Below are 20,137 nucleotides of genomic sequence, written 5' to 3'. Positions count from 1 at the left end.
CCGATTCCGGCCGGATCTTTCATCCGCCGGTACTGATCAGCGCGGCTCACTAAGCAGAAGGCGTACGGCACGCATGGCGTCAGGGTACCGCAGGGCCCGTACGAGTCGCATCGAGGTACCACGGGCCGGACACGGCACCGGACCTCACCGCGGGCCTCAGGGTTACTCCGCGTATCGACCCTATCCAGGGCAACCCCAGAGTCAGTTGTCGGCAGATCCGAACCTTAAACGCTCAAAGCTCGTACCGGTTGGTATGCCTCGACTTAGCATGCGGCCACGGGACCTCTTTTCCGCACCACTGGAGTCGCCCCCCATGAACCCTCATCGCAAGATCCGCTCATCGCCCGCCTTGCAGGCCGGTCTGAGCAAGCCGGTACAGGGCGGGCTCACCGCGGCTGCACTGGTTCTCATACCGGTGCTCGCGATCGGCGGGAGCGACAGCTTCCGGGCCGCCCTGGACTTCACCACGGGCGTCCTCTCCCTCGTGTCGCTGACCGCATCCGTGGCCTGGGGCCTGCTCGCGACGGACCGGCTCCTCCTCTCCACCCGCCACCGGCTGCTCGCCCAGGCCATCCACCGCACCACCGCGGTGGCGTCCCTCGGCTTCCTCCTGCTCCACGCCACCGTCAAGGTCTCGCTGGGGCACGTGGCACTGATCGGGGCTCTCATCCCCTTCGGTCTCGGCGTCACCGGCACGTCCGGCCTGATCGGCTTCGGGTCGCTCGCCGGCCTGCTGATGGTGGTCGCCGCGTCCACCGGCGCCGCCCGCAGCGCTCTGGCGGGCCGTGGCAGCATCGCGGCCCGCTGGCGGCCGCTGCACATGCTGGCCTACCCGGCCTGGTGCTGTGCGCTCGTGCACGGGCTCTACGCGGGTCGCCCCGCGGCCACGTGGGTGACGACCATGTACTGCCTCGCCCTCGCCGGGGCCGCCGTCGCCGTCTCGGTACGGCTGCTCCCCCGCCCCGTACAGCAGGGCCTCGCCGACCGGCTGCTGGGCCTGATCGGGCCGGGCACCGACAAGCCGGGCCGGGGTCGCGGCAGGCGGCGGGACCCGTCGGTGTCGCCGCTGCCCGGCGCCGCCGACATCACCCCTCCCCGGCCGTCGTACGAGACCGCCTCCCCGTTCGAGCAGGAAGTGCGGCGTGAGCCAGTCACCCGCCCCGAGCAGACCGCCCCGTCCCCCGACCGTCCCATCGGCCGCCCCCGCGAGCAGCCCCGCACCCTGACGCCGCCGTCCGCGCCGCTGTTCGAGCCCCCGTTCCCCTCGCCCTCCCCCAGCACCACGGGGGCGGGCATTTCGGCCGGCTATCGGGCCGTGTCCCTGGGCAACGCCGCCGCGGGCAGCCCCACGCAGGAGATCCCCTACGCCGAGCGCGTCCCCATGACGGAGGAGCTGCCGGTCGTGACCGACGAACCGGCCACCCGGCCCGGCTACTGGCCGACCCCCTCCCCGCCGCCGCCCGCCCAGTCCCCCACGCCGCCCTCGTACGGCCCCACCACCCCCGAGCCGTCCCCTTACGGCGCCCCCACCCACGAACCGCCCTCGTACGGCGACACCAGCCCCTCCGAGCCCGTACCGGGCCCCTTCCAGCAGCCGCCGGCCGGCGAGCCCTGGACCGCACCAGCAGGAGACCGCCCGTGAACGCCCCGCTCCCCGACGTCCCCGAAGTCCGCGTCGTCGGCCTCCCCCAGCTCACCCAGGGCTTCGACCTCGTCGAGCGGCTCGACCTCCAGATGCACCTGAAGGTGCACGGCCCCCTCGAACCCATGGGCGGCGAGCGGCTCGCCCAGCTCGCCGAGGAGATATCCCTGACCGGCCGCGGCGGCGCCGGCTTCCCCTTCGGCAAGAAGCTGCGGGCGGTCGCCAAGGCGACGATCCGGCGCGGAGTGCGCCCCGTCGTCGTGGTCAACGGCAGCGAGGGCGAGCCCGCCTGCCGCAAGGACACCGTCCTGCTGAACCGCGCGCCGCACCTCATCCTGGACGGCGCCCTGCTGGCCGCCGAGGCGCTGGGTGCCCGCACTCTGGTCGTCGCCGTGACCCGTAACTCCACGGAGATATCCATCCGCGCCGCCCTCGCCGAGCGGGGCCTGTCCGACCGGCGCGGTCAGCGACTGCGCGCGCGTGTCGTGCGCACTCCGGAGCGCATGGTCTCCGGCGAGGCCTCCTCCGTGATCCGGGCGGTGAACGGCGGGCCCGCGATCCCTCCCGGCCGCCGCGAGCGCGCCGCAGAGTCCGGTGTGGGCAACGCGCCGACGCTACTGTCCAACGCCGAGACGTTCGCGCAGCTGGCCGTCGCCGCCCGGATCGGTGCCGGGCGCTACAGCCAGCACGGCCTGGACAGCGAGCCGGGCACGGTCATGCTGACGATCTCCGGGCAGGTCGCCCGTCCCATGGTGGTGGAGGTCCCGACGGGCGTCCCCATGCGGTACGTCCTCCAGCTCGCGGGCGCCCCGCCGGTCCCGCAGGGCGTGCTGACGGGCGGGTACCACGGCAACTGGATCGACTCCATGGGTGTCGACAACTGCGTGATCTCGAAGCAGTCCATGGCGGCCGTGGGGGGCGCCCTGGGAGCCGGTGCGATCCTGCCGATCGGTCCGGACACCTGCCCGCTGGGCGAGGCGCAGCGCGTGGCGAACTGGCTGGCGGCCGAGACGGCCGGCCAGTGCGGCCCCTGTCGCCTGGGCCTGCCCGCCGCGGCGGGTGGCCTGTCGGACGTGCTCAACGGCGGCGGGCCGGCGGCCCTGGAGGCGCTGCGCGAGGTCACCCAGGCGGTGAAGGGCCGGGGCGTGTGCAAGCACCCCGACGGTTCGGCCCGGTTCTTCAGCTCGACCCTGTCCGCCTTCACCGACGACCTGGCCGCGCACGTGCTGCACGGCGGCTGCGGGCGTCCGACGATCGGTGTACTGCCGCTGCCCGAGCCGGGCTACCAGGAGGTCGTGGAGTCCATCCCGAGCGGCGAGAAGCTGGCGGTGGACTGGACGCTCTGCAAGGGCCACGGTCTGTGCGCGGACATCGTCCCGGAGCTGATCCGCATGGGCCGCGACGGTTACCCGGTGCTCGCGGACGCGTCCGTGCCGACCCACCTGCGGGACCGGGCGCAACTGGCGGTACGGCGCTGCCCCGAGCTGGCGCTCCGACTCGAGCGAGGGGCCCAGGAGCGCCCCTCCCGTCCGGCGTTGCCGAGTGCCGACCGCAAGGCCCTCGGCAGCGGCCGGGGTTGACGCCCCGCCCCCGGCGGCCGCGGCCGCCGGGGGCATGCCGGGAGCGGCCACTGCCGCCGGGTACACGAGAAGGCGGGCCATCCGAATCGGATGGCCCGCCTTCCACGTTCTGTGGAGCTAAGGAGAATTGAACTCCTGACCTCCTGCATGCCATGCAGGCGCTCTACCAACTGAGCTATAGCCCCTTGCGGTGTGCCGCCCTCCTGGAGTCTCCTCCTGGCCGGGTTCCCCTTGCGGGTTTCCCTCGCGGGGTTTCCCCTCGCGGCGACACAGAGAACATTACACGGTCCCCCCGGTGGTTCACCAAATCGTTTACGGTCGGTAGGGCTCTGGCCGGTAGCGTCGCCCTTCGTGACCGTGACCCTGACCCTCCGGGCGCGCCTCCGGGAGCTGCCCGTCGCCGCCGCCGCAATGGCCTGCCTGCTGTCCTTCGTGGCGTTCTGGATGGCGCAGCGCGCCGCCAACGTCACCATGCTGGACCTCTCCGTCTACCGCGCGGAGGGCGAGACCGTCCTGGCCGGGGGCGACCTGTATGCGATGCGCGCCACATCGGCGAACCTGCCGACCACGTACCCGCCGTTCGCCGCGCTGCTGTTCACGCCGCTGACGCTGCTCGGCGTCCCCGAGATGCGCACCCTGGCGACCGCCGGGAACCTGCTCCTGCTGCTGGCGCTGGTGCATCTGTCGCTGCGCCTGGTGGGCCGGGACCGCCCGGGCGCGGCGCTGTGGGTGGCCGCGGTGCTCGTCTGGTGCGAGCCGGTGTGGACGACGCTGCGGTACGGGCAGATCAACCTGTTGATCGCGGTGGCGGTGCTCTGGGACCTGACGCGGCGGGAGAACAACCGGTGGGCCGGGGTGGGCATCGGTCTGGCCACGGCCGTGAAGCTGACGCCGGGGCTGTTCGTGGTGCTGCTGGTGGTCGTGGGGGTGGCACGCGCGCGTGCGGGGGGTTGGCGACGGGGGTGGCACCCATGGCTGCGGCAGGCGGCGACGGCCACCGGGGTGTTCCTGGCCGTGACCGTGGCGTCCGCGGTCGTCCTGCCGTACGACTCACGCCGCTTCTGGACCGAGATGATCTTCGAGACCAGTCGGGTCGGGCGCAAGGAGGAGACCGCGAACCAGTCGCTGAACGGCGTGCTGGCCCGGCTGCTGCACACCACCGATCCGGGGGTGTGGTGGCTGCTCGCGGCCGTTGTCGTGGGTGTGGCGGGAATCACGGTGGCGGTGCTGGCGGCGCTGCGGGACGACCGGCCGGTGGCCGTGGTGGCGTGCGCGACGACGGCCCTCCTGGTGAGCCCGATCTCCTGGTCGCATCACTGGGTGTGGTGTGTGCCGACGCTGATACTGCTGGCGACCCGCGTACGGCCGGCCTGGGTGGTCGCGACGGCTCTGGTGTTCGCGTCGTTCGCCCTGTGGTGGGTGCCGCACGCGCCCGCCCCGGTGCGTCTCGAACTGCACCAGAACGGCTGGCAGATGCTGCTGTCCGGGCTCTACACGCTGGTCGGTCTGGCCCTGTTGGCCGCGTTCGGGGTCAGGCAGTGGCGGGCGGGTCAGGCAGTGGCGAAGGAGTAGAACCGCTTGAGGGTGCAGTGCTCGTCGAGCAGGCGCCCGTAGATGGGCTCCCCTTCGAGCTCACGGTAGGTCTCGATGGGGTCGCCTTTTATGATCAGCGCCCGGGCGCACTCCTCGCACCAGTACTGGTACTCGGGGTTGACCGGGTCCATGTCCCTGACGATGGGCGTGCCGCTGCCGCACCAGTCGCATTTCCGCCTGTGTGCACCCATCAATCAGCTCCAGCTGTGGCCGCAGGACGTGCACACATAGGACACTCCGCCATTGTCACCGAGCACTTGGGCGACGTGGGCCGAACCGCACGAGGGACAGCTGAGTCCGGAGCGCGGCCGTGCCGCGGTGAGCGGCTCGGAAGCCTCCTCGAAACCGCTGGCCGCCATTGCGCACTCCCTCCCGTCCGGACCGTCGTCCCCCTCCGGCCGTCCGATTCTGCCATGGCCCGGCACGAGGGTCAGCGGGGTCCGTGCACCAGCCCCGCCGACGCCCCCACGATCGACGCGGCCGCCAACGCCAGGCACTTACCCACAGCGCATCGGCCGATGCACACACCCCGGCGCGTTCGGACGGCCGAGGAGGGGCGAGGAGAAGCGAGGAGAGGCGAGGGCACCGGAGCGGGCCCGGACACGAGCCGGGCCGGCCCGACCGTGCGGCGGACGACCCCGGCTGCTCGGGCGTCCCCCGGAGGCGGGCGGCGGGAAGGGCCGGGAAAACACGAATCCCGCCCCCTGGTGGGGACGGGATTCGGTGACTGTGGAGCTAAGGAGAATTGAACTCCTGACCTCCTGCATGCCATGCAGGCGCTCTACCAACTGAGCTATAGCCCCTCGTGTTCTTCGCGCTCCGCGCTGCGAACAAGAAGAACTTTAGCCTGTGACCTGCCGGAAAGTGAAATCCGGGTCAGTCGTCGTCGCCGAGGACCGGTTCGGGCAGCGTTCCGGCGTTGTGTTCCAGCAGTCGCCAGCCGCGCGCACCCTCGCCCAGCACCGACCAGCAGCAGTTCGAGAGCCCGCCGAGGCCCTCCCAGTGGCGGGCCTCCAGACCGAGGAGCCGGCCGATGGTGGTGCGGATCGTGCCGCCGTGGCTGACCACGACGAGCGTGCCGTCGTCGGGCAGCTTCTCAGCGTGCGCCAGCACCACGGGCGCGGCCCGGTCGGCCACCTCCGTCTCCAGCTCGCCACCACCGCGCCGCACCGGCTCGCCGCGCTTCCACGCGGCGTACTGCTCGCCGTACCGCGCCAGGATCTCGTCGTGGGTCAGGCCCTGCCACTCACCCGCGTAGGTCTCGCGCAGCGCGGAGTCGTGGTTGATCTGGTGGCCGGTGATCGCGGCCAGCTGGGCGGCCGTGACCGACGCGCGCTTCAGATCGGAGGAGATGATCGCGTCCGGCTTCAGCGCGGCGAGCAGCCGCGCGGCCCGGCGCGCCTGGGCGAGGCCCGTGTCGGTCAGCTCGATGTCCGTGGACCCCTGGAAACGGCGCTCCAGGTTCCACGACGTCTGGCCGTGCCGCCACAGGACGATCCGGCGGCCCCTGCCGCCCTTGGTGCCGTTCAGCTCAGATCACCGTCCGAGCCGTCGGCGCCGCTGAGCCGGGCGTGCTCCTCGGCCTTGCCGCGGGTCTTCAGGGCGTCCTCGGGCAGCGGCAGCTCGGGGCAGTCCTTCCACAGCCGCTCCAGGGCGTAGAAGACCCGCTCCTCGCTGTGCTGGACGTGGACGACGATGTCGACGTAGTCCAGCAGGATCCAGCGGGCGTCGCGGTCGCCCTCGCGGCGGACCGGCTTGGCGCCGAGGTCCTTGTTCAGCCGCTCCTCGATCTCGTCCACGATCGACTTGACCTGGCGGTCGTTGGGCGCGGAGGCGAGCAGGAAGGCGTCGGTGATCGACAGCACGTCGCTGACGTCGTAGGCGATGATGTCGTGCGCGAGCCGGTCGGCAGCCGCCTGGGCGGCGGCGGTCACGAGCTCGATGGAGCGGTCAGTGGCGGTCACATGCAAGCTTTCGTCGGCGGTCCAGAACACTCCCAGGGTCTCACGTACCGCCGACAGCCCGGCAAACCATTACTCGCCCCCGCCGCCGGCCCCCCGCTCGACCTCGTAATCCTGGCCCAGGACGACCGTGACGTCCGCGTTGGCCGCCGCCGTGCCCTTCTCCACGGCGCCGGCGGGCAGGCCCAGGGTCTTGGCGACCTCCTCGGCCTTCGCCTTCTGCGCCGCGTCACCATAGATGACCTGCGACGACGACTCCTCGTCGGCCTTGCCGCCGTCGATGACCGCGTAGCCGCCGTTGACCAGCGCGATCCGTGCGGCCTCGGTGGCGTCCTCGTCGCCGGACGCGTTCCGGACACCGACGCGTACGGCCGCGCCCTGCTCCGGGGCGGTGACCGAACCGCCCAGGATGTCCTTCACCACACTGCCGGTGGCCTGCTCACTGAGCGTGCCGTCCTCCCGGACGGGCAGCAGCGCGGTCTTGTGGTCGCCGACCTTGGCGTGCTCGGCGAGCCTGGCGAGGGAGGCGCCCAGGTCCTTCTCGGGCAGGGACGGGTCGAGGATCTGTGCCAGCGTCTGGACGGTGACGGTCGCCGACTCCGGGTCGTCCGACATCTTCCGCAGGACACCATGGATGACCTGACCGAAGCGTTCCAGTTGCTCGGCCTCCGCCTCGCCGGTACCGCGGTGGGTGGCGTACGCCACGGCCATGCGCCCGTTGAGGGTCTGGTTCTCGCCGGCGGGCACCAGGGGCGCGTCGCCCTTCTTCGCCCCGGGCACCTCGGTGTCCGTGCTGATCTCGATGCCGCCGACCAGCTCGACCAGGTTCTCCAGGTACGGGGTGTCGAGCCGCCACGTTCCGCTGATCCTGGTACCCAGCAGGGCGCCGATGGCCTCGCGGGTGCCGGTGGAGCCGTCGTCGTCGACGGACTTGGCGAGCGTGGTGGTGGTGCCGTCGTCATTGGCGACGGAGAGGGAGTTCGGCAGCAGGACCGTTGTGCCCTGCTTGGTCGTGGCGTTGTCGACCAGCAGCGCCGTCGAGGTCTCCTTGTTCTTGGTGTTGTGCAGGTGCAGGACGATGACGTCCCGCTTCTGGGGGCCGCTCGCGGTGCCGCCCTGCTTGGTCTCCTGGTCCGACAGGCCGGGGATCTTTCCGGCGGACCACAGGTAGCCGACGCCGCCGATGAGGGCGACGGCCAGGACGACGACGAGCGCCACGACCCGGTTGCGGCCGCGCCGCTTGGCCTCCTCGCGCCGCTCCGAGCGGCTCTCGGTGAACTTGAGCCAGTCGATGACGTCTTCGGAGTCCTCGTCGGGGTCCTCGACGAAGGCGAACTGCTCGGTGCGGTAGTCGCGCTCGGTCTCCCGGTCGCTCTCCCGGTCGCTCTCCCGCTCGCTGCGTCGCTCGCTCTGCCACTCGTTTCGCGACCCCGGTCCCGTTCCCGGTCCCGTTCCCGGCGCGGGCGCCGGGCGGCGCTGCTCGGGGACGCCGGCGGGGGGCGCGGCGGGGGCCTCGGGCTGCGGTGCCGCCGGCTGCTGCTGGGCGGTGTCGTACCCGGCGGCGGCGTAGCCCTCGTACCCGTACCCCTGCTGGGTGTACGACGGGTCGTAGTGCTGCGGCTGGTGCTGGGTGTACTGGTCGTAGCCGTAGGACTGCTGGGGCTGCGCGTACGGGTCGTACTGCTGGGACTGGTGAGGCTCCTGGTGGTACTGCTGCGCCTGCTGAGCCTGCTGGTACACCGGCTGCCCGTAGGCGTCGTAGCCGACGATCTGCGGCTGCGGCGGGTAGTACGGGTCGTACGGGTTCTGCTGGTCGTTCACCGGTGCCCCTCTCCGTGGCTCATTCGCCCCGGTACAACTGGCGCTTGTCGATGTAGCGCACCACACCGTCCGGCACCAGATACCAGACGGGATCGCCCGCGGCGACCCGCGCCCGGCAGTCCGAGGAGGAGATGGCGAGCGCCGGCACCTCGACCAGGGAGACCCCGCCCTCGGGCAGCCCGTCGTCCGACAGGTCGTGCCCCGGGCGGGTCACCCCGATGAAGTGGGCGAGCGAGAAGAGCTCCTCGGCATTGCGCCAGCCCGGCATGATCTGGGACAGCGCGTCCGCTCCGGTGATGAAGAACAGATCCGTGTCCTTGTTGAGGTCACGCAGTTCCCGCAACGTGTCGATGGTGTACGTCGGTCCGCCGCGGTCGATGTCGATGCGGCTGACGGAGAACTGCGGGTTGGACGCCGTCGCGATGACCGTCATCAGGTAGCGGTCCTCCGCCGGGGAGACATTCTTGTGGCTCTTCTGCCACGGCTGCCCGGTCGGTACGAACACCACCTCGTCGAGGTGGAACAGGGCGGCCACCTCGCTGGCCGCCACCAGGTGTCCGTGGTGGATCGGGTCGAATGTCCCGCCCATCACGCCAAGTCGGCGTTTGCCGGAACTGGTAGGCACTTGCTGGTCTCCCATGCGTGCAGAGCCTACTGGCACGGCGCCGTGGGCGGCCCCGGCGGTCGCGGCTCGGCGCCCGGGGCTCAGCGGTCGCGGTTGAAGCGCGTGGTGATCCACAGCAGCAGGAGCAGCACGACGAGGGCGCCGCCACCGGTGATGTACGGGTTGAGGCTGTCGTGGTTGCCACCGTGCTCGCCGCCCTGGGCGAGCGTGACGAGGCTGGCGGCGGTGGTGGGGAGGCTCATCTTCGGCAGGACCTATCCATCGGAGTCGGAGCGGAGACTTCGCGCACATCGTATGCGGGCCGTCCGGGCACGCTCACGCCGACTCAGTCGTTGTCGTCGGTATTGCGGTACGCGCGGAGCGGGAACCGGGCGGGCGGGCCGGTCCCGAGGGCCGGGACGGCCGGTACGAGCCGGGGCGTACCGATGGATTTCCGCGGTTGTCCACAGGCCCGGCCGCCCCGTGGCGCCAGCGCCTACGCTGGGGGCCGTCAGGGGGACGGGACCAGGTCTCGTACGAAGAGGGGGCATTCCATGACCGACAGCAGTCACGAGAACGTGCCGAGCAGGCAGCGCACGCGGTTCCCGGGCATTTCGTCCCGGGCTTACGAACACCCGGCGGACCGCTCCGCGCTCGTCGCCCTGCGCAAGCTCAGCGGCTTCGACACCGTCTTCAAGGCGCTGAGCGGGCTGCTGCCGGAGCGCAGTCTGAGGCTGCTCTTCCTGTCCGACTCGGTGCGGGTGAGCGACGCGCAGTTCGCCCACCTCAACACCATGCTGAGGGACGCCTGTTACATCCTGGACCTGGAGAAGGTCCCCGCGATGTACGTCACGCAGGACCCCAAGCCCAACGCCATGTGCATCGGGCTGGACGAACCGATCATCGTCGTCACGACCGGGCTCGTGGAGCTGCTGGACGAGGAGGAGATGCGGGCGGTCGTCGGGCACGAGGTGGGGCACGCGCTGTCGGGCCACGCCGTGTACCGCACGGTGCTGCTGTTCCTCACCAACCTGGCGATGAAGGTGGCCTGGATCCCGCTCGGCAATGTCGCGATCATGGCGATCGTGACGGCGCTGCGCGAGTGGTTCCGCAAGTCCGAGCTGTCGGCGGACCGGGCGGGCCTGCTGGTGGGCCAGGACCTGAAGGCGTCGATGCGCGGATTGATGAAGATCGCCGGCGGCAATCACCTGCACGAGATGAACGTGGACGCGTTCCTCGAGCAGGCGGAGGAGTACGAGGCGGGGGGTGACCTGCGCGACTCGGTGCTCAAGATCCTGAACGTGTTGCCGCGCTCGCACCCGTTCACCACCGTGCGGGCCGCCGAACTGAAGAAGTGGGCCGAGAGCCGTGACTACCAGCGGATCATGGACGGTCACTACCCGCGCCGCTCGGAGGACAAGGAGACCTCGGTCACGGACTCCTTCCGCGAGTCCGCGTCCCACTACGCCGAATCGGTGCGCGGCAGCAAGGATCCGCTGATGAAGCTGGTCGGCGACATAGCCGGCGGGGCGGGCGACCTCGGCGGCAAACTCCGCGACAGGTTCACGGGCAGCCCCGGCGGCTCGCCCCGCCCGTCGGACAACGGCCGGACCGCGGACTGACCCCACGTCGCCGGAGCGTGGGCCCGGGCGGACACCACGGGCCGGTACGGCCGCGTGGGCGGCGCGTGCGGGGGCCGCGTGGGCGTCACGTGCGGGGGCCCGACGTGGCCGCCCCGGGGGCCGCGTGGGCGACGCGCGCGGGGGCCGACGTGGGCGTCACGTGCGGAGCCGACACGGCCGCCGGGCGGGCGCCCTGCGGTCGCTGGCCCGCGCCGGGGTCGCATCCGGCCCGGGCAACGCCCCCGGGGGCCCGGGCATGGCACGGCCCGCAGCGCCCGGGCACGACCGCACGACTCGTGCCCGGCCAGCCGCCCGTGCACGGCCACACCCGCCCCGGCACGGCCGCACCGCCCGCACGGCCCGTGCAAGGCCGCCCGCACAACCCGCACGGCCCGGGCACGGCCACACCGCCCGGGCACGGCCCCGCACCGCCCGCGCACGGCCGCACGACCCGCACAGCCCGCACCGCGCCCGCCGCACGAGCGGGCTGCCGGTGGTCAGGGGGCCGGGAGGGAGGGCTGGGCGCTGGGAGAGAGGGCGCCGCAGAGGGCGGTGGAGGTGTGGGTGCCGATGGCGTACGGGTCGGTGACCGCGGGGCCCGCCGGGGTGGAGCGGTTCCCGGCGAGCACCGGGTGGAGGGCGCCGGACGGGTTGGCCGAGCAGGCCTGCGGGCCGGCCTGTACCCGGCTGGTCAGCACCTCGGCGCGGTGCATCCGCAGGTCCTCGCGGTCGAAGCGGAAGGCCAGCTCACGGCGGACGGTGAACAGCGAGGCGTCCGCGTCGGTGCCCGCCCCCGCCGGGCGCACCGCGTAGACGAGGGTGTGGTCCGACGTGACCTCCAGGACGTCTGGCCCCACCTCGGCCGCCCGCATCGTGCCGCGCACCCGCGCGGTGGAGTCCGCCAGCGCCACCTCGGAGGTGTCGAAGCGCACCAGCCAGCCGGTCGCGGCGTGCCGCCCGTCATCGGCGGGGGACTCGACGCTGCGGTCGAACTGCTCCAGCTGGTCGGGGTCGAGCAGCAGCCGCACCTGCCGGACGGCCTCACCGGTCAGGACGTCCGGGTCGAGCGAGGACTGCACGAGGTAGTCCTTCACCGTGCTCAGGGCGGTCACCACCTGGCTCTCGGAGAAATGGGCGGTGCGTCTGACGGCCGGGAGAGTGATGCCCGCGGCGCCCGAGCGGAACTGGGCGGCGGGGCTGTGGGCGTACAGGGCGGCGGGCTCTCCGCCCGGGACGGTGCCCTGTGGGGCCAGCGGGACCACCGTGATCCGCAGCGGCTCGGCGCGCCGGTCGGTCAGCGGCTGGTAGGCGCCCCGGGCACTGAGGTAGACGACGGCGGCGAAAACCACCGCGACCACCAGCACGAGCACCAGCGCGCCGTGCCGGGGGCGTGAGGCCGGCGTCGGGGGCCTCTCCCACACGGGGCGGCTCCGCACGGCCTGGGCGTGCTCACCCATGCGCTCCTGTGCGGAGTACTCCTGGAGGCGGGCAGCGCGGATGAACGACTCGTCGAAGACGACGGACCGGTACTCGTCCTCACCACCACCGGGAAGCCCCTCGGGCGTCCCCTCGGGCGGGTCGCCACGCCCTGCCATACCTTCAGGGTAGGTCTGTCGGTGCCCCGGTAAACGCGCTGGCGCACGGCAACGTACGGGGCTGTTCAGGGTGTTCGAGGCACCACCGACACGGGCGGGGCGCCGTATTCGGCCGAGGCGGAAGGGGCTGACGGGGCGGTCGGGACCGGCGTCCGGGCCGGCGTCGGCGGTGTGTCGATACCGCTGGTCGCGGGCGTCGGCACCTGCCCGCCGCGGCCGCCGGAGGCGCCCCGGTAGACGGCCGTGAAGGCGAGGGCGATCATGCCGACGCCCATCACCACCGCGAGGATCCACGCCACCGGCCGGTGCCAGCGGGAGCTCGGCCGGTACGGGCGCAGGGCGCCGCCGTGCGCCCCGTAGGGCCCGGCGTCGTCGTCGGCGGGGCCGTACGTGTCGGCGTACCCGTGAGCACGGTTCCCGGGCCCGTACACGTCGTCGTACAGCTCGTCGTCGGCCCCGGCGCCGCCCGGTCCCGCCCGCGCGGCCTCGGCGTCCGCGCGGGCCTGGGCGGCGGCCAACAGCCGCTCGACGGCGGTCGGTTCATGGATCCGGGCGGCCCGGACGAAGTCCTCGTCGAACACCACGGAGGCGAAGTCCTCGTCGGCGCCCCCGCGGTCGTCGTCGGGCTCCCAGCCGTCCGGGAACGGCTTGCCCCCCACGTCGTCCGGCACGCATTCAGAGTAGACCGGGGAGGTGGTTTTCGGCAGGGAGAGTACGAACTCCGCCACCGCGAGAGGGCGCCTACCGGGTGTGGCCGTCCCCCGTGACGATGTACTTCGTCGACGTCAGCTCGGGCAGTCCCATCGGGCCACGGGCGTGCAGCTTCTGCGTCGAGATGCCGATCTCGGCCCCGAAACCGAACTGGCCGCCGTCCGTGAAGCGGGTGGACGCGTTGACCGCGACCGTCGTGGAGTCCACCAGCTGGGTGAAGCGGCGGGCGGCCGCCTGGGAGGTGGTGACGATGGCCTCGGTGTGGCCGGAGGTCCACAGCCGGATGTGCGCCACGGCGGCGTCCAGGGAGTCGACGACGGCGGCGGCGATGTCGTACGAGAGGTACTCGGTCTCCCAGTCCTCGGTGGTGGCCGCCACCACGGTGGCCTTGGAGCGGTCCGCGTACGACTGCACCCGCTCGTCGCCGTGGACGGTGACACCCGCCTCGGCGAGGGCGTCGAGGGCGCGCGGCAGGAAGGCCTCGGCGATGTCCTGGTGGACGAGGAGGGTCTCGGCGGCGTTGCAGACGCTGGGCCGCTGCGCCTTGGAGTTGATCAGGATGTCGACGGCCATGTCGAGGTCGGCCTGGGAGTCGACGTACACGTGGCAGTTGCCGGTGCCGGTCTCGATGACCGGGACGGTGGACTCCTCGACGACCGTACGGATGAGGGAGGCGCCGCCGCGCGGGATCAGGACGTCGACCAGGCCGCGGGCGCGCATCAGCTCGCGTACCGAGTCGCGGGACTCGCCGGGCACGAGCTGCACCGCGTCGGCCGGCAGGCCGGCGCCGCCGACGGCGTCGCGCAGGACCCGGACGAGGGCGGTGTTGGAGGAGTACGCGGAGGAGGAACCGCGCAGCAGCACCGCGTTTCCGGACTTCAGGCACAGGGCGGCGGCGTCGACCGTCACATTGGGCCGGGCCTCGTAGATGATCCCGACCACGCCGAGCGGGACGCGGACCTGCCGGAGGTCGATGCCGTTGGGGAGGGTGGAGCCGCGGACGACCTCGCCGACCGGGTCGGGCAGCGCGGCCACGTCCCGGACGTCGGCGGCGATGGCGCGCACCCGCTCGGGGGTGAGCGTCAGCCGGTCGATGATCGACTCGCTGGTGCCGGCCTCCCTGGCCCGGGCGACGTCCTCGGCGTTGGCTTCGACGATCTCGCTCGTACGGACCTCCAGCGCGTCCGCGATCGCCAGCAGCGCGTCGTCCTTGGCCGAGCGCGGGAGTGGCGCGATTTCGGCGGCGGCGGCGCGCGCCCGGTAGGCGGCACGGGCGACGGGGGTCATGTCGTCGTACGGCGTGACGGACGGCGAGGTGGCGGAGGCGGGGGAATGCGACGAGGTCATACTCGCAGCGTAATGCGCTCCCGACGGGCATCCATCACATATCCCGCTCTGCGAGACACCCTCGGCCCGGTACGTCAGTACGGGTGTACGCCCACGGGGGCGGCGGGCGGCGGCCCGTACCCCTCCGCGATCCGCAGGTGGTACGTCTCGCGGTCGATGACCTCCAGGCCGACGATCTCCCACGGCGGCAGCCCGGCGCTCTGCCGGTGCTCGCCCCACAGCCGCAGCGCGACGGCGGCGGCGTCGTGCAGGTCGCGGGCCTCTTCCCAGTACCGGATCTCGGCGTGGTCGTTGGCATACCGGCTGGTCAGCAGGAACGGGTGGTCGTGGGCGAGCTGCTCCAGGGCCCGTCTGACGTCCTTCAGCGGGGCCTCCGGACCCGAGACGCTGAGGGTGATGTGCCACAGCTTGGAGACGGGGCGGTCCGGGGTGTGCCGGTCCGGCCCGCTGCCCGCCTGTCGGCCCGTGGCGCCCTCGTCGAGGACGGCTTCATCGAAGTCGGCCCCGGCCTCGACACTCGTCAAGGCCCGTTCGGCCGTCCCTCGGGGCAGAGCCCCTGGGCGCGCTCGTCTCACCGGCGGCCTCCTGTTTGTGCGTCGTGGTGCTGTCACCCCGCTTACCCCTGAGACAAAGTTGACCAGTCCTGCGCGGAACGTGGGGCGGTTTTGGTGAAGGTCTCTGGCGGATGGCGGGACTTTCAGCCGTTCTGGGACGGGTCTAGGGCTGGAGGACGACGAGATCGTCCCTGTGTACGACCTCCCTCTCGTACGCCGGGCCCAGTTCCTTCGCCAGCTCTCTGGTGGACCGGCCCAGGAGCTGGGGGATCTCCTTGGCGTCGAAGTTGACCAGGCCCCGCGCGACGGCCCGGCCGGAGGCGTCGCGCAGCTCGACCGGGTCCCCGGCGCCGAACTCTCCCTCGACGGCCGCGATGCCCGCGGGGAGCAGCGACTTCTTGCCCTCGACGACCGCCCGGACCGCCCCGTCGTCCAGGATCAGGGCGCCTTGCGGGGTGGACGCGTGGGCCAGCCACAGCAGGCGGTCGGCGGAGCGGCGGCCGGTGCGGCGGAAGTACGTGCCGGTGTCGCGGCCCGCGAGGGCGTCGGCGGCGCGGCTCGCCGAGGTGAGGACGACCGGTACGCCCGCGGCGGCGGCGATCCGGGCGGCCTCGACCTTGGTGACCATGCCGCCGGTGCCGACGCCCGCCTTCCCGGCCGAGCCGATCTCGACGCCCTCCAGGTCCGCGGGGCCGCGCACCTCGGCGATACGGGAGGTGCCCGGCTTCGCCGGGTCGCCGTCGTACAGCCCGTCCACGTCGGAGAGCAGGACGAGGAGGTCGGCCCGCACCAGGTGGGCCACGAGCGCGGCGAGCCGGTCGTTGTCGCCGAACCGGATCTCGTCGGTGGCGACCGTGTCGTTCTCGTTGACGACCGGGACGGCGCCCATGGCGAGCAGCTGGTCCAGGGTGCGGTAGGCGTTGCGGTAGTGGGCGCGGCGGCTGGTGTCGTCGGTGGTGAGGAGGACCTGGCCGACGCGTACGCCGTAGCGGGCGAAGGAGGCGGTGTAGCGGGCGACGAGGAGGCCCTGGCCGACACTGGCGGCGGCCTGCTGGCGGGCCAGGTCCTTGGGACGGCGGGCGAGGCCGAGCGGCGCGAGCCCGGCGGCGATGGCGCCGGAGGAGACCAGGACGATCTCCTTCTCCCCTCCGCTGCGGACCTTGGCGAGTACGTCGACGAGGGCGTCGACCCGGTCGGCGTCGAGGCCGCCGGAGGCGGTGGTCAGGGACGAGGAACCGACCTTGACGACGATCCTGCGGGCTTCCGTTACGTACTGTCTTGCCACTGTCACGTGGGAAAATCTATGCCAGGAGCGGCCTGGGGCGCGCGCTCATTCCAGCGGCTGGACATCCTCCTGGACAGGTGCCCGCTCGCCGGCTCAGTCTCTCGCCCGCATCCGCCGCACCCGGCGCACCACCCGCCCCGCCAGCCGCCGGGCCCGGCGACGTGCCACGGTCAAGGGGCCGGGCGCGCCGCGCACTTCGTAGGCGGTGTCCGGGATGCCCGTCGCCGGGTCGCCGAAGTGCGGGTACACGAGGTACTCGCGGCCCTGCCGGCGTACCCGTCCGGGCTGCTTCCCCTCCTGGAGGAAACCGGCCACGTCCATGAGCGCGTCGGGCAGGTTCATCGCCACGCACGTCAGGCGCAGCCGGTCCTCGGTCTTCAGACGGCCGGCCACTCCGGGCGTCCAGTACGCGGCCATCAGCGGGGCGGCCAGTTCCATCTTCGCGAGCAGGATGTCGCGGGGCTGCCTGAGCACGACGGGCCCGAACTGCGGGAGCAGGGTGACCGTGAACGGTCGCATCATGAGCAGGTCTCGGCGCTCCCCCGGCGGCTCGTGGGCGGCGATGAGTTCCATCAGGGCCTTGGCCGAGTCGAAGCGGGGCACGTAACCGCCGGTCTTCGTCAGGTGTTTGCCGTCCTCCCGGCCCACCAGGTAGTAGCAGGTGTGGTCGGCGACGACCGACACACCGTTGCCGCGCAGGTACGCCTCCAGCGTGAACAGCGCGTCCTCACCGGTCCTCAGCGACTCGTCGAACCGCATGCCGTGCCTGACGAGCAGGTCGCGGCGGAACAGTTTCTGGGCGCTGAGCGTGTACTTGACGTTGGAGCGGTAGATGTCGGCGCGTTCGACCGTCTGTTTCCACATCGACTTCGCGGCGTTGCGGTTGACGCCGACGGTCTTGCCCAGCACCACGTCCGTACCGGCCTGGTCGGCCATGGCGACGAGACGTTCCAGTGCCTCCTCGCCGAAGTAGTCGTCGGCGTCGAGGAAGAAGACGAAACGGCCCCGGGCGAGGGCGAGTCCGGTGTTGCGCGGGCCGCTGGGTCCGCCGGAGTTGGGCTGCCGGACGACGCGGGTGGGGACCTTGGAGCGGGCGGCGAACTCCTCCAGGTACTCCCCCGTGCCGTCGGTCGAGCCGTCGTCGACGGCGACGATCTCGATCCGGTCGGCGCCCAGCGTCTGCGCCTCCACCGATTCGAGGCACTTCACCAGGTACGGCATGGCCTCATAGGCCCCGATGATCACGCTGACATCGGGAGTGTTCTCAGTCATCGGCACCCACTGCTCGATCCACCGCACGGACGAAGGTCGTCGACATCGTGCCCGCCAGGCGTTTCCCGGGTGTGACGGCACGCACAGCGGCCCGTAAGTGCTCCTCGTACGAGGGACTTACGGGCCGCGGGGTGTACGTCGGGCTTTACGTCCGGCTTTACGCGGGTGCTTTGCGCGGGTGCTTTACGTCGGCGTTCTGCGTGGACGCCTGTGTCGGCGCTTCTGGTGGGGGCCGGCGCTCAGTGCGCCACCGTCGCCTCCTCGGCACCCTTCTCCGCCACCGTGTCGAGAGCGGCGGACACCGGCTCGGCGCCGGCGCCGTCGGCCTCCTGGTCGAGCTCGCCGATCCGCTGGCCCGCCAGCCGCTGGGCGACGCCGTTGTTGCGGGCCTCGGCCTTGGCTGCCAGCACCTGCACGGCGGCGTTGAACTGCTCCAGGGACGTGGGCTCGTCGGGGCCGAGCAGGTACCGCTTGAGCAGCTTCCGCTCCCCGGCGAGCAGGTCGGCGGCGGGGTCGGCCACGGCCGCCAGCAGCTCGTCCAGCTCGGCGGCGCTGTTGGAGAGGATCACCGCAGCCCGGACGGCCGTGTTCTGGCGCTTGAACTCGTCGACGCCCAGCTCGGCGGAGTCCGTCACCGCGTACGGCTTGCCGCTCGCGATGAAGTCGGACACGACGCTGGAGATGTCGGAGACCATGCCGTCGGCCTCGTTGAAGCAGTCGTACAGCTTCGGCTCGGAGCCGGTGACGACCTTGTGCTCCCACCAGCCGAACGAGCGCCAGTAGGCGTCGTTCCACTCGGCCCGCAGCCGCTTGATCTCGGCGAGGCGCTGCGGGTCGGCGAGCGAGACGCGCGACTCCTCGGCCTCGTCGCCGCCCTTGCGGCCGGGGGCGGAGAGCTGGGCGATCCGTGCCTCGATACGGGCGAGTTCGGCGCGCGCCGCGGCCTGGTCGCCCTGCGCGGCGGCGATCTCCTTGGCCCAGCGCGGGTCCGCGGCGCGCTCGGCGTTGGCGGCGGTGACCATCTTCTGGAGGCGCTCGTCGACGGCCTTGGCCTTCTTGTTGACGAGCCCCGTGAAGGGGTGCGGCTTGTAGATCACGCGGACCGGCTGCGGGGCGTTCAGCAGCCGCTTCATGATGTTCTCGCCGGCCAGCAGCAGCGAGGTGTTGCCGGGATTGTTGTCCCAGCCCTCCCAGGTGGGGGCGTACAGGACGGTCGGAATCGGGTTCTTCGGCGTGCCCGTCCAGGTCCGGATCGGCGCGAGCTGCGGGCGGCCCACCTCGACGATGTCCTCGTCGCGGACGCCGACGTCGGCGAGCGCGTACCGGTCGCGGCCGGCCTGCCCGGCGGTCCAGACCTCGTCGTACACCTTGGAGAACGGGTTGACGCTGGCGAGCTTGTCGCTGTCGCCGTGCCCGATGAAGACGTGCTTCATGGTCGGTACGCGCAGCATGTGGATGTTCTTGCCGACGTTGGCGGCGTACAGGGTGACGCGAATCGAGGACATGTCCATGGCCATCAGGTGCTGGCCACCGGGGACGCACAGGATCGGCACCGACGTCGGGTTGAGCTTCTTGACCAGGTTCCGCTCACGCATGATGATCAGCGGCCGGCCGTCGACCTGCTCCATCGTCTCCAGCCACATGTTGACCTGGTACGCGGAGTCGTCGGAGCCGGAGAAGTACAGGGCGACGGTCGGCTGGTACTCGCGCAGCCAGGTGCCGACGGCCTTGAGGACGGCGCCCGCGCCCGGCACGCGGCGCTTGCGGCGCAGGTACGGGACGAGGGCGGCCGTGTAGAGCAGGCCCAGCGCGAGGGTGGCCGCGACACCCGCGTACCCGATGACGTTCCGGCCGGTGGCGACCGCGACGATCACGCCCGCCATGGCGGGGATGTCGAGGTGCAGCATCTTCTCGGCGGAGCGGTTGAGCAGCGCCTGCGGTGGGGCGTCGGGGATACGGACGGCGTTGAGGTCGATGTTGCGGGTGACGACCGGCATGGTGCGCCGCAGCCGGATCAGGGTCGCGAGGGCGCCCTGGGGGGCCTGGAGGCCGAAGAAGAGCAGGAAGCAGGCGACCGCCGCGTAGAACACGGGCTGTTCGGCGAGGCCTTCGCGGGCGAGCAGCATGATCAGCAGTAGCTGGCGCAGCAGGAAGCGGATCGGCAGACCGGCCCTGACCTTGCTCAGCCGGTTGATCAGGTAACTGTTCTTCTGGTGCAGATACCAGTCGGCGACGTAGGTCACGGCACCGGCGGCCGCGAAGAACCAGAGGTTCGGGAGGAGGGCGGCGAGCATGACGCACGGGTAACCCAGTCCCAGGAGGACTGCCGCGGCGAGCTCTGACGCACTGCCCACACGTGCCAGGCGAATGGCGGTCGAAATCACGAAGAACCTGCTCCAGAAGGGGGTGCCGGTTTTTTCACATGGACAAAACTCGTGTGAAGGCGGAGCTTCACGGACCAACTGCACGTACTGCTTTTACGGACTGACTTGTGCACTGACTTACAAGGCTCTTACTCGAGCCTTACGAACTCGGGCCTCTGCATTCGCA

Annotated in this window: 17 protein-coding genes and 2 tRNA genes; 4 read left to right on the top strand and 15 right to left on the bottom strand. The window is 71.8% G+C overall.

Annotated elements, in window-relative coordinates; translation table 11 throughout:
* Window positions 1–313: 313 nt before the first annotated feature.
* Both ACZ6C1_RS12760 and ACZ6C1_RS12755 read left to right on the top strand, forming a co-directional pair.
* Window positions 314–1,642, top strand: coding sequence for a hypothetical protein (locus ACZ6C1_RS12760; protein ID WP_469240273.1), 1,329 nt, complete (start codon window positions 314–316; stop codon window positions 1,640–1,642).
* Window positions 1,639–3,222 carry an NADH-ubiquinone oxidoreductase-F iron-sulfur binding region domain-containing protein gene (locus ACZ6C1_RS12755; RefSeq protein ID WP_469240272.1) on the top strand — a complete coding sequence of 528 codons (1,584 nt, stop codon included), beginning with the start codon at window positions 1,639–1,641 and terminating at the stop codon, window positions 3,220–3,222. Before ACZ6C1_RS12760 ends, ACZ6C1_RS12755 begins: the two co-directional genes overlap by 4 nt.
* A 112-nt stretch (window positions 3,223–3,334) precedes the next feature.
* Here ACZ6C1_RS12755 and ACZ6C1_RS12750 read toward each other — a convergent pair.
* A tRNA-Ala gene (locus ACZ6C1_RS12750) sits at window positions 3,335–3,407 on the bottom strand.
* Between the two features lie 166 nt (window positions 3,408–3,573).
* Here ACZ6C1_RS12750 and ACZ6C1_RS12745 point away from each other — a divergent pair.
* A complete protein-coding gene (locus ACZ6C1_RS12745; protein ID WP_469240271.1) occupies window positions 3,574–4,794 on the top strand; it encodes a glycosyltransferase 87 family protein in 1,221 nt (406 codons plus the stop codon).
* Here the strand turns inward: ACZ6C1_RS12745 and ACZ6C1_RS12740 are convergent.
* From ACZ6C1_RS12740 to ACZ6C1_RS12710, 7 genes are all read right to left on the bottom strand, one after another.
* Window positions 4,773–5,006: a hypothetical protein gene (locus ACZ6C1_RS12740; protein ID WP_026277450.1), complete on the bottom strand. Its 234-nt coding sequence runs from the start codon at window positions 5,004–5,006 to the stop codon at window positions 4,773–4,775. The two genes, ACZ6C1_RS12745 and ACZ6C1_RS12740, sit on opposite strands and share 22 nt — an antisense overlap.
* A gap of 539 nt (window positions 5,007–5,545) precedes the next feature.
* Window positions 5,546–5,618, bottom strand: a tRNA-Ala gene (locus ACZ6C1_RS12735).
* A gap of 73 nt (window positions 5,619–5,691) precedes the next feature.
* Window positions 5,692–6,345: a histidine phosphatase family protein gene (locus tag ACZ6C1_RS12730; protein ID WP_469240385.1), complete on the bottom strand. Its 654-nt coding sequence runs from the start codon at window positions 6,343–6,345 to the stop codon at window positions 5,692–5,694.
* Window positions 6,342–6,779 (bottom strand): ribosome silencing factor, encoded by a 438-nt coding sequence (gene rsfS / locus ACZ6C1_RS12725; RefSeq protein ID WP_469240270.1) that lies wholly within the window; start codon window positions 6,777–6,779, stop codon window positions 6,342–6,344. Before rsfS ends, ACZ6C1_RS12730 begins: the two co-directional genes overlap by 4 nt.
* Before the next feature lie 69 nt (window positions 6,780–6,848).
* Window positions 6,849–8,597 (bottom strand): LytR C-terminal domain-containing protein, encoded by a 1,749-nt coding sequence (locus tag ACZ6C1_RS12720; RefSeq protein WP_469240269.1) that lies wholly within the window; start codon window positions 8,595–8,597, stop codon window positions 6,849–6,851.
* Window positions 8,598–8,616: 19 nt separating this feature from the next.
* On the bottom strand, window positions 8,617–9,237 hold the full coding sequence (gene nadD, locus ACZ6C1_RS12715; RefSeq protein ID WP_469240268.1) for a nicotinate-nucleotide adenylyltransferase: 621 nt from the start codon (window positions 9,235–9,237) through the stop codon (window positions 8,617–8,619).
* 65 nt (window positions 9,238–9,302) lie between these two features.
* Window positions 9,303–9,464, bottom strand: coding sequence for a hypothetical protein (locus ACZ6C1_RS12710; RefSeq protein WP_469240267.1), 162 nt, complete (start codon window positions 9,462–9,464; stop codon window positions 9,303–9,305).
* A 291-nt stretch (window positions 9,465–9,755) separates the two neighbouring features.
* Between ACZ6C1_RS12710 and ACZ6C1_RS12705 the strand changes: the two genes are divergently transcribed.
* Window positions 9,756–10,823, top strand: a complete 1,068-nt coding sequence (locus ACZ6C1_RS12705; protein ID WP_469240266.1) for a M48 family metallopeptidase — start codon at window positions 9,756–9,758, stop codon at window positions 10,821–10,823.
* A 497-nt stretch (window positions 10,824–11,320) separates the two neighbouring features.
* Here ACZ6C1_RS12705 and ACZ6C1_RS12700 read toward each other — a convergent pair whose 3' ends face one another.
* The 7 genes from ACZ6C1_RS12700 to ACZ6C1_RS12670 form a co-directional block, all read right to left on the bottom strand.
* Window positions 11,321–12,418 (bottom strand): SCO2583 family membrane protein, encoded by a 1,098-nt coding sequence (locus tag ACZ6C1_RS12700; RefSeq protein ID WP_469240265.1) that lies wholly within the window; start codon window positions 12,416–12,418, stop codon window positions 11,321–11,323.
* 65 nt (window positions 12,419–12,483) lie between these two features.
* Window positions 12,484–13,089, bottom strand: coding sequence for an SCO2584 family spore wall biosynthesis protein (locus ACZ6C1_RS12695; RefSeq protein WP_469240264.1), 606 nt, complete (start codon window positions 13,087–13,089; stop codon window positions 12,484–12,486).
* 70 nt (window positions 13,090–13,159) lie between these two features.
* A complete protein-coding gene (locus ACZ6C1_RS12690; protein ID WP_469240263.1) occupies window positions 13,160–14,476 on the bottom strand; it encodes a glutamate-5-semialdehyde dehydrogenase in 1,317 nt (438 codons plus the stop codon).
* Between the two features lie 74 nt (window positions 14,477–14,550).
* A complete protein-coding gene (locus ACZ6C1_RS12685; RefSeq protein WP_469240262.1) occupies window positions 14,551–15,051 on the bottom strand; it encodes a hypothetical protein in 501 nt (166 codons plus the stop codon).
* 142 nt (window positions 15,052–15,193) lie between these two features.
* Entirely contained in the window at window positions 15,194–16,321 is a 1,128-nt protein-coding gene (gene proB, locus ACZ6C1_RS12680; protein ID WP_469240261.1) for a glutamate 5-kinase, read from the bottom strand.
* 87 nt (window positions 16,322–16,408) lie between these two features.
* The gene (locus ACZ6C1_RS12675) at window positions 16,409–17,587 is read right to left on the bottom strand and encodes a glycosyltransferase family 2 protein (RefSeq protein ID WP_469240260.1); all 1,179 of its coding nucleotides are present in this window, start codon (window positions 17,585–17,587) and stop codon (window positions 16,409–16,411) included.
* A 239-nt stretch (window positions 17,588–17,826) separates the two neighbouring features.
* Window positions 17,827–19,971, bottom strand: coding sequence for a hypothetical protein (locus ACZ6C1_RS12670; RefSeq protein WP_469240259.1), 2,145 nt, complete (start codon window positions 19,969–19,971; stop codon window positions 17,827–17,829).
* Window positions 19,972–20,137: the final 166 nt, after the last annotated feature.

Source organism: Streptomyces sp. NPDC041796 (assembly GCF_055590785.1).
Note: the sequence above shows the minus strand (reverse complement) of the source record. Positions and strands in the feature narration are given on the sequence as shown.

What these genes read in the sequence shown, in the direction of transcription:
- ACZ6C1_RS12700 (WP_469240265.1), bottom strand. Translation starts at nt 12,418, where the DNA reads ATGGCAGGGCGTGGCGACCCGCCCGAGGGGACGCCCGAGGGGCTTCCC.
- ACZ6C1_RS12710 (WP_469240267.1), bottom strand. Translation starts at nt 9,464, where the DNA reads ATGAGCCTCCCCACCACCGCCGCCAGCCTCGTCACGCTCGCCCAGGGC.
- ACZ6C1_RS12760 (WP_469240273.1), top strand. Translation starts at nt 314, where the DNA reads ATGAACCCTCATCGCAAGATCCGCTCATCGCCCGCCTTGCAGGCCGGT.
- ACZ6C1_RS12675 (WP_469240260.1), bottom strand. Translation starts at nt 17,587, where the DNA reads ATGACTGAGAACACTCCCGATGTCAGCGTGATCATCGGGGCCTATGAG.
- ACZ6C1_RS12690 (WP_469240263.1), bottom strand. Translation starts at nt 14,476, where the DNA reads ATGACCTCGTCGCATTCCCCCGCCTCCGCCACCTCGCCGTCCGTCACG.
- nadD (WP_469240268.1), bottom strand. Translation starts at nt 9,237, where the DNA reads ATGGGAGACCAGCAAGTGCCTACCAGTTCCGGCAAACGCCGACTTGGC.
- ACZ6C1_RS12705 (WP_469240266.1), top strand. Translation starts at nt 9,756, where the DNA reads ATGACCGACAGCAGTCACGAGAACGTGCCGAGCAGGCAGCGCACGCGG.
- ACZ6C1_RS12740 (WP_026277450.1), bottom strand. Translation starts at nt 5,006, where the DNA reads ATGGGTGCACACAGGCGGAAATGCGACTGGTGCGGCAGCGGCACGCCC.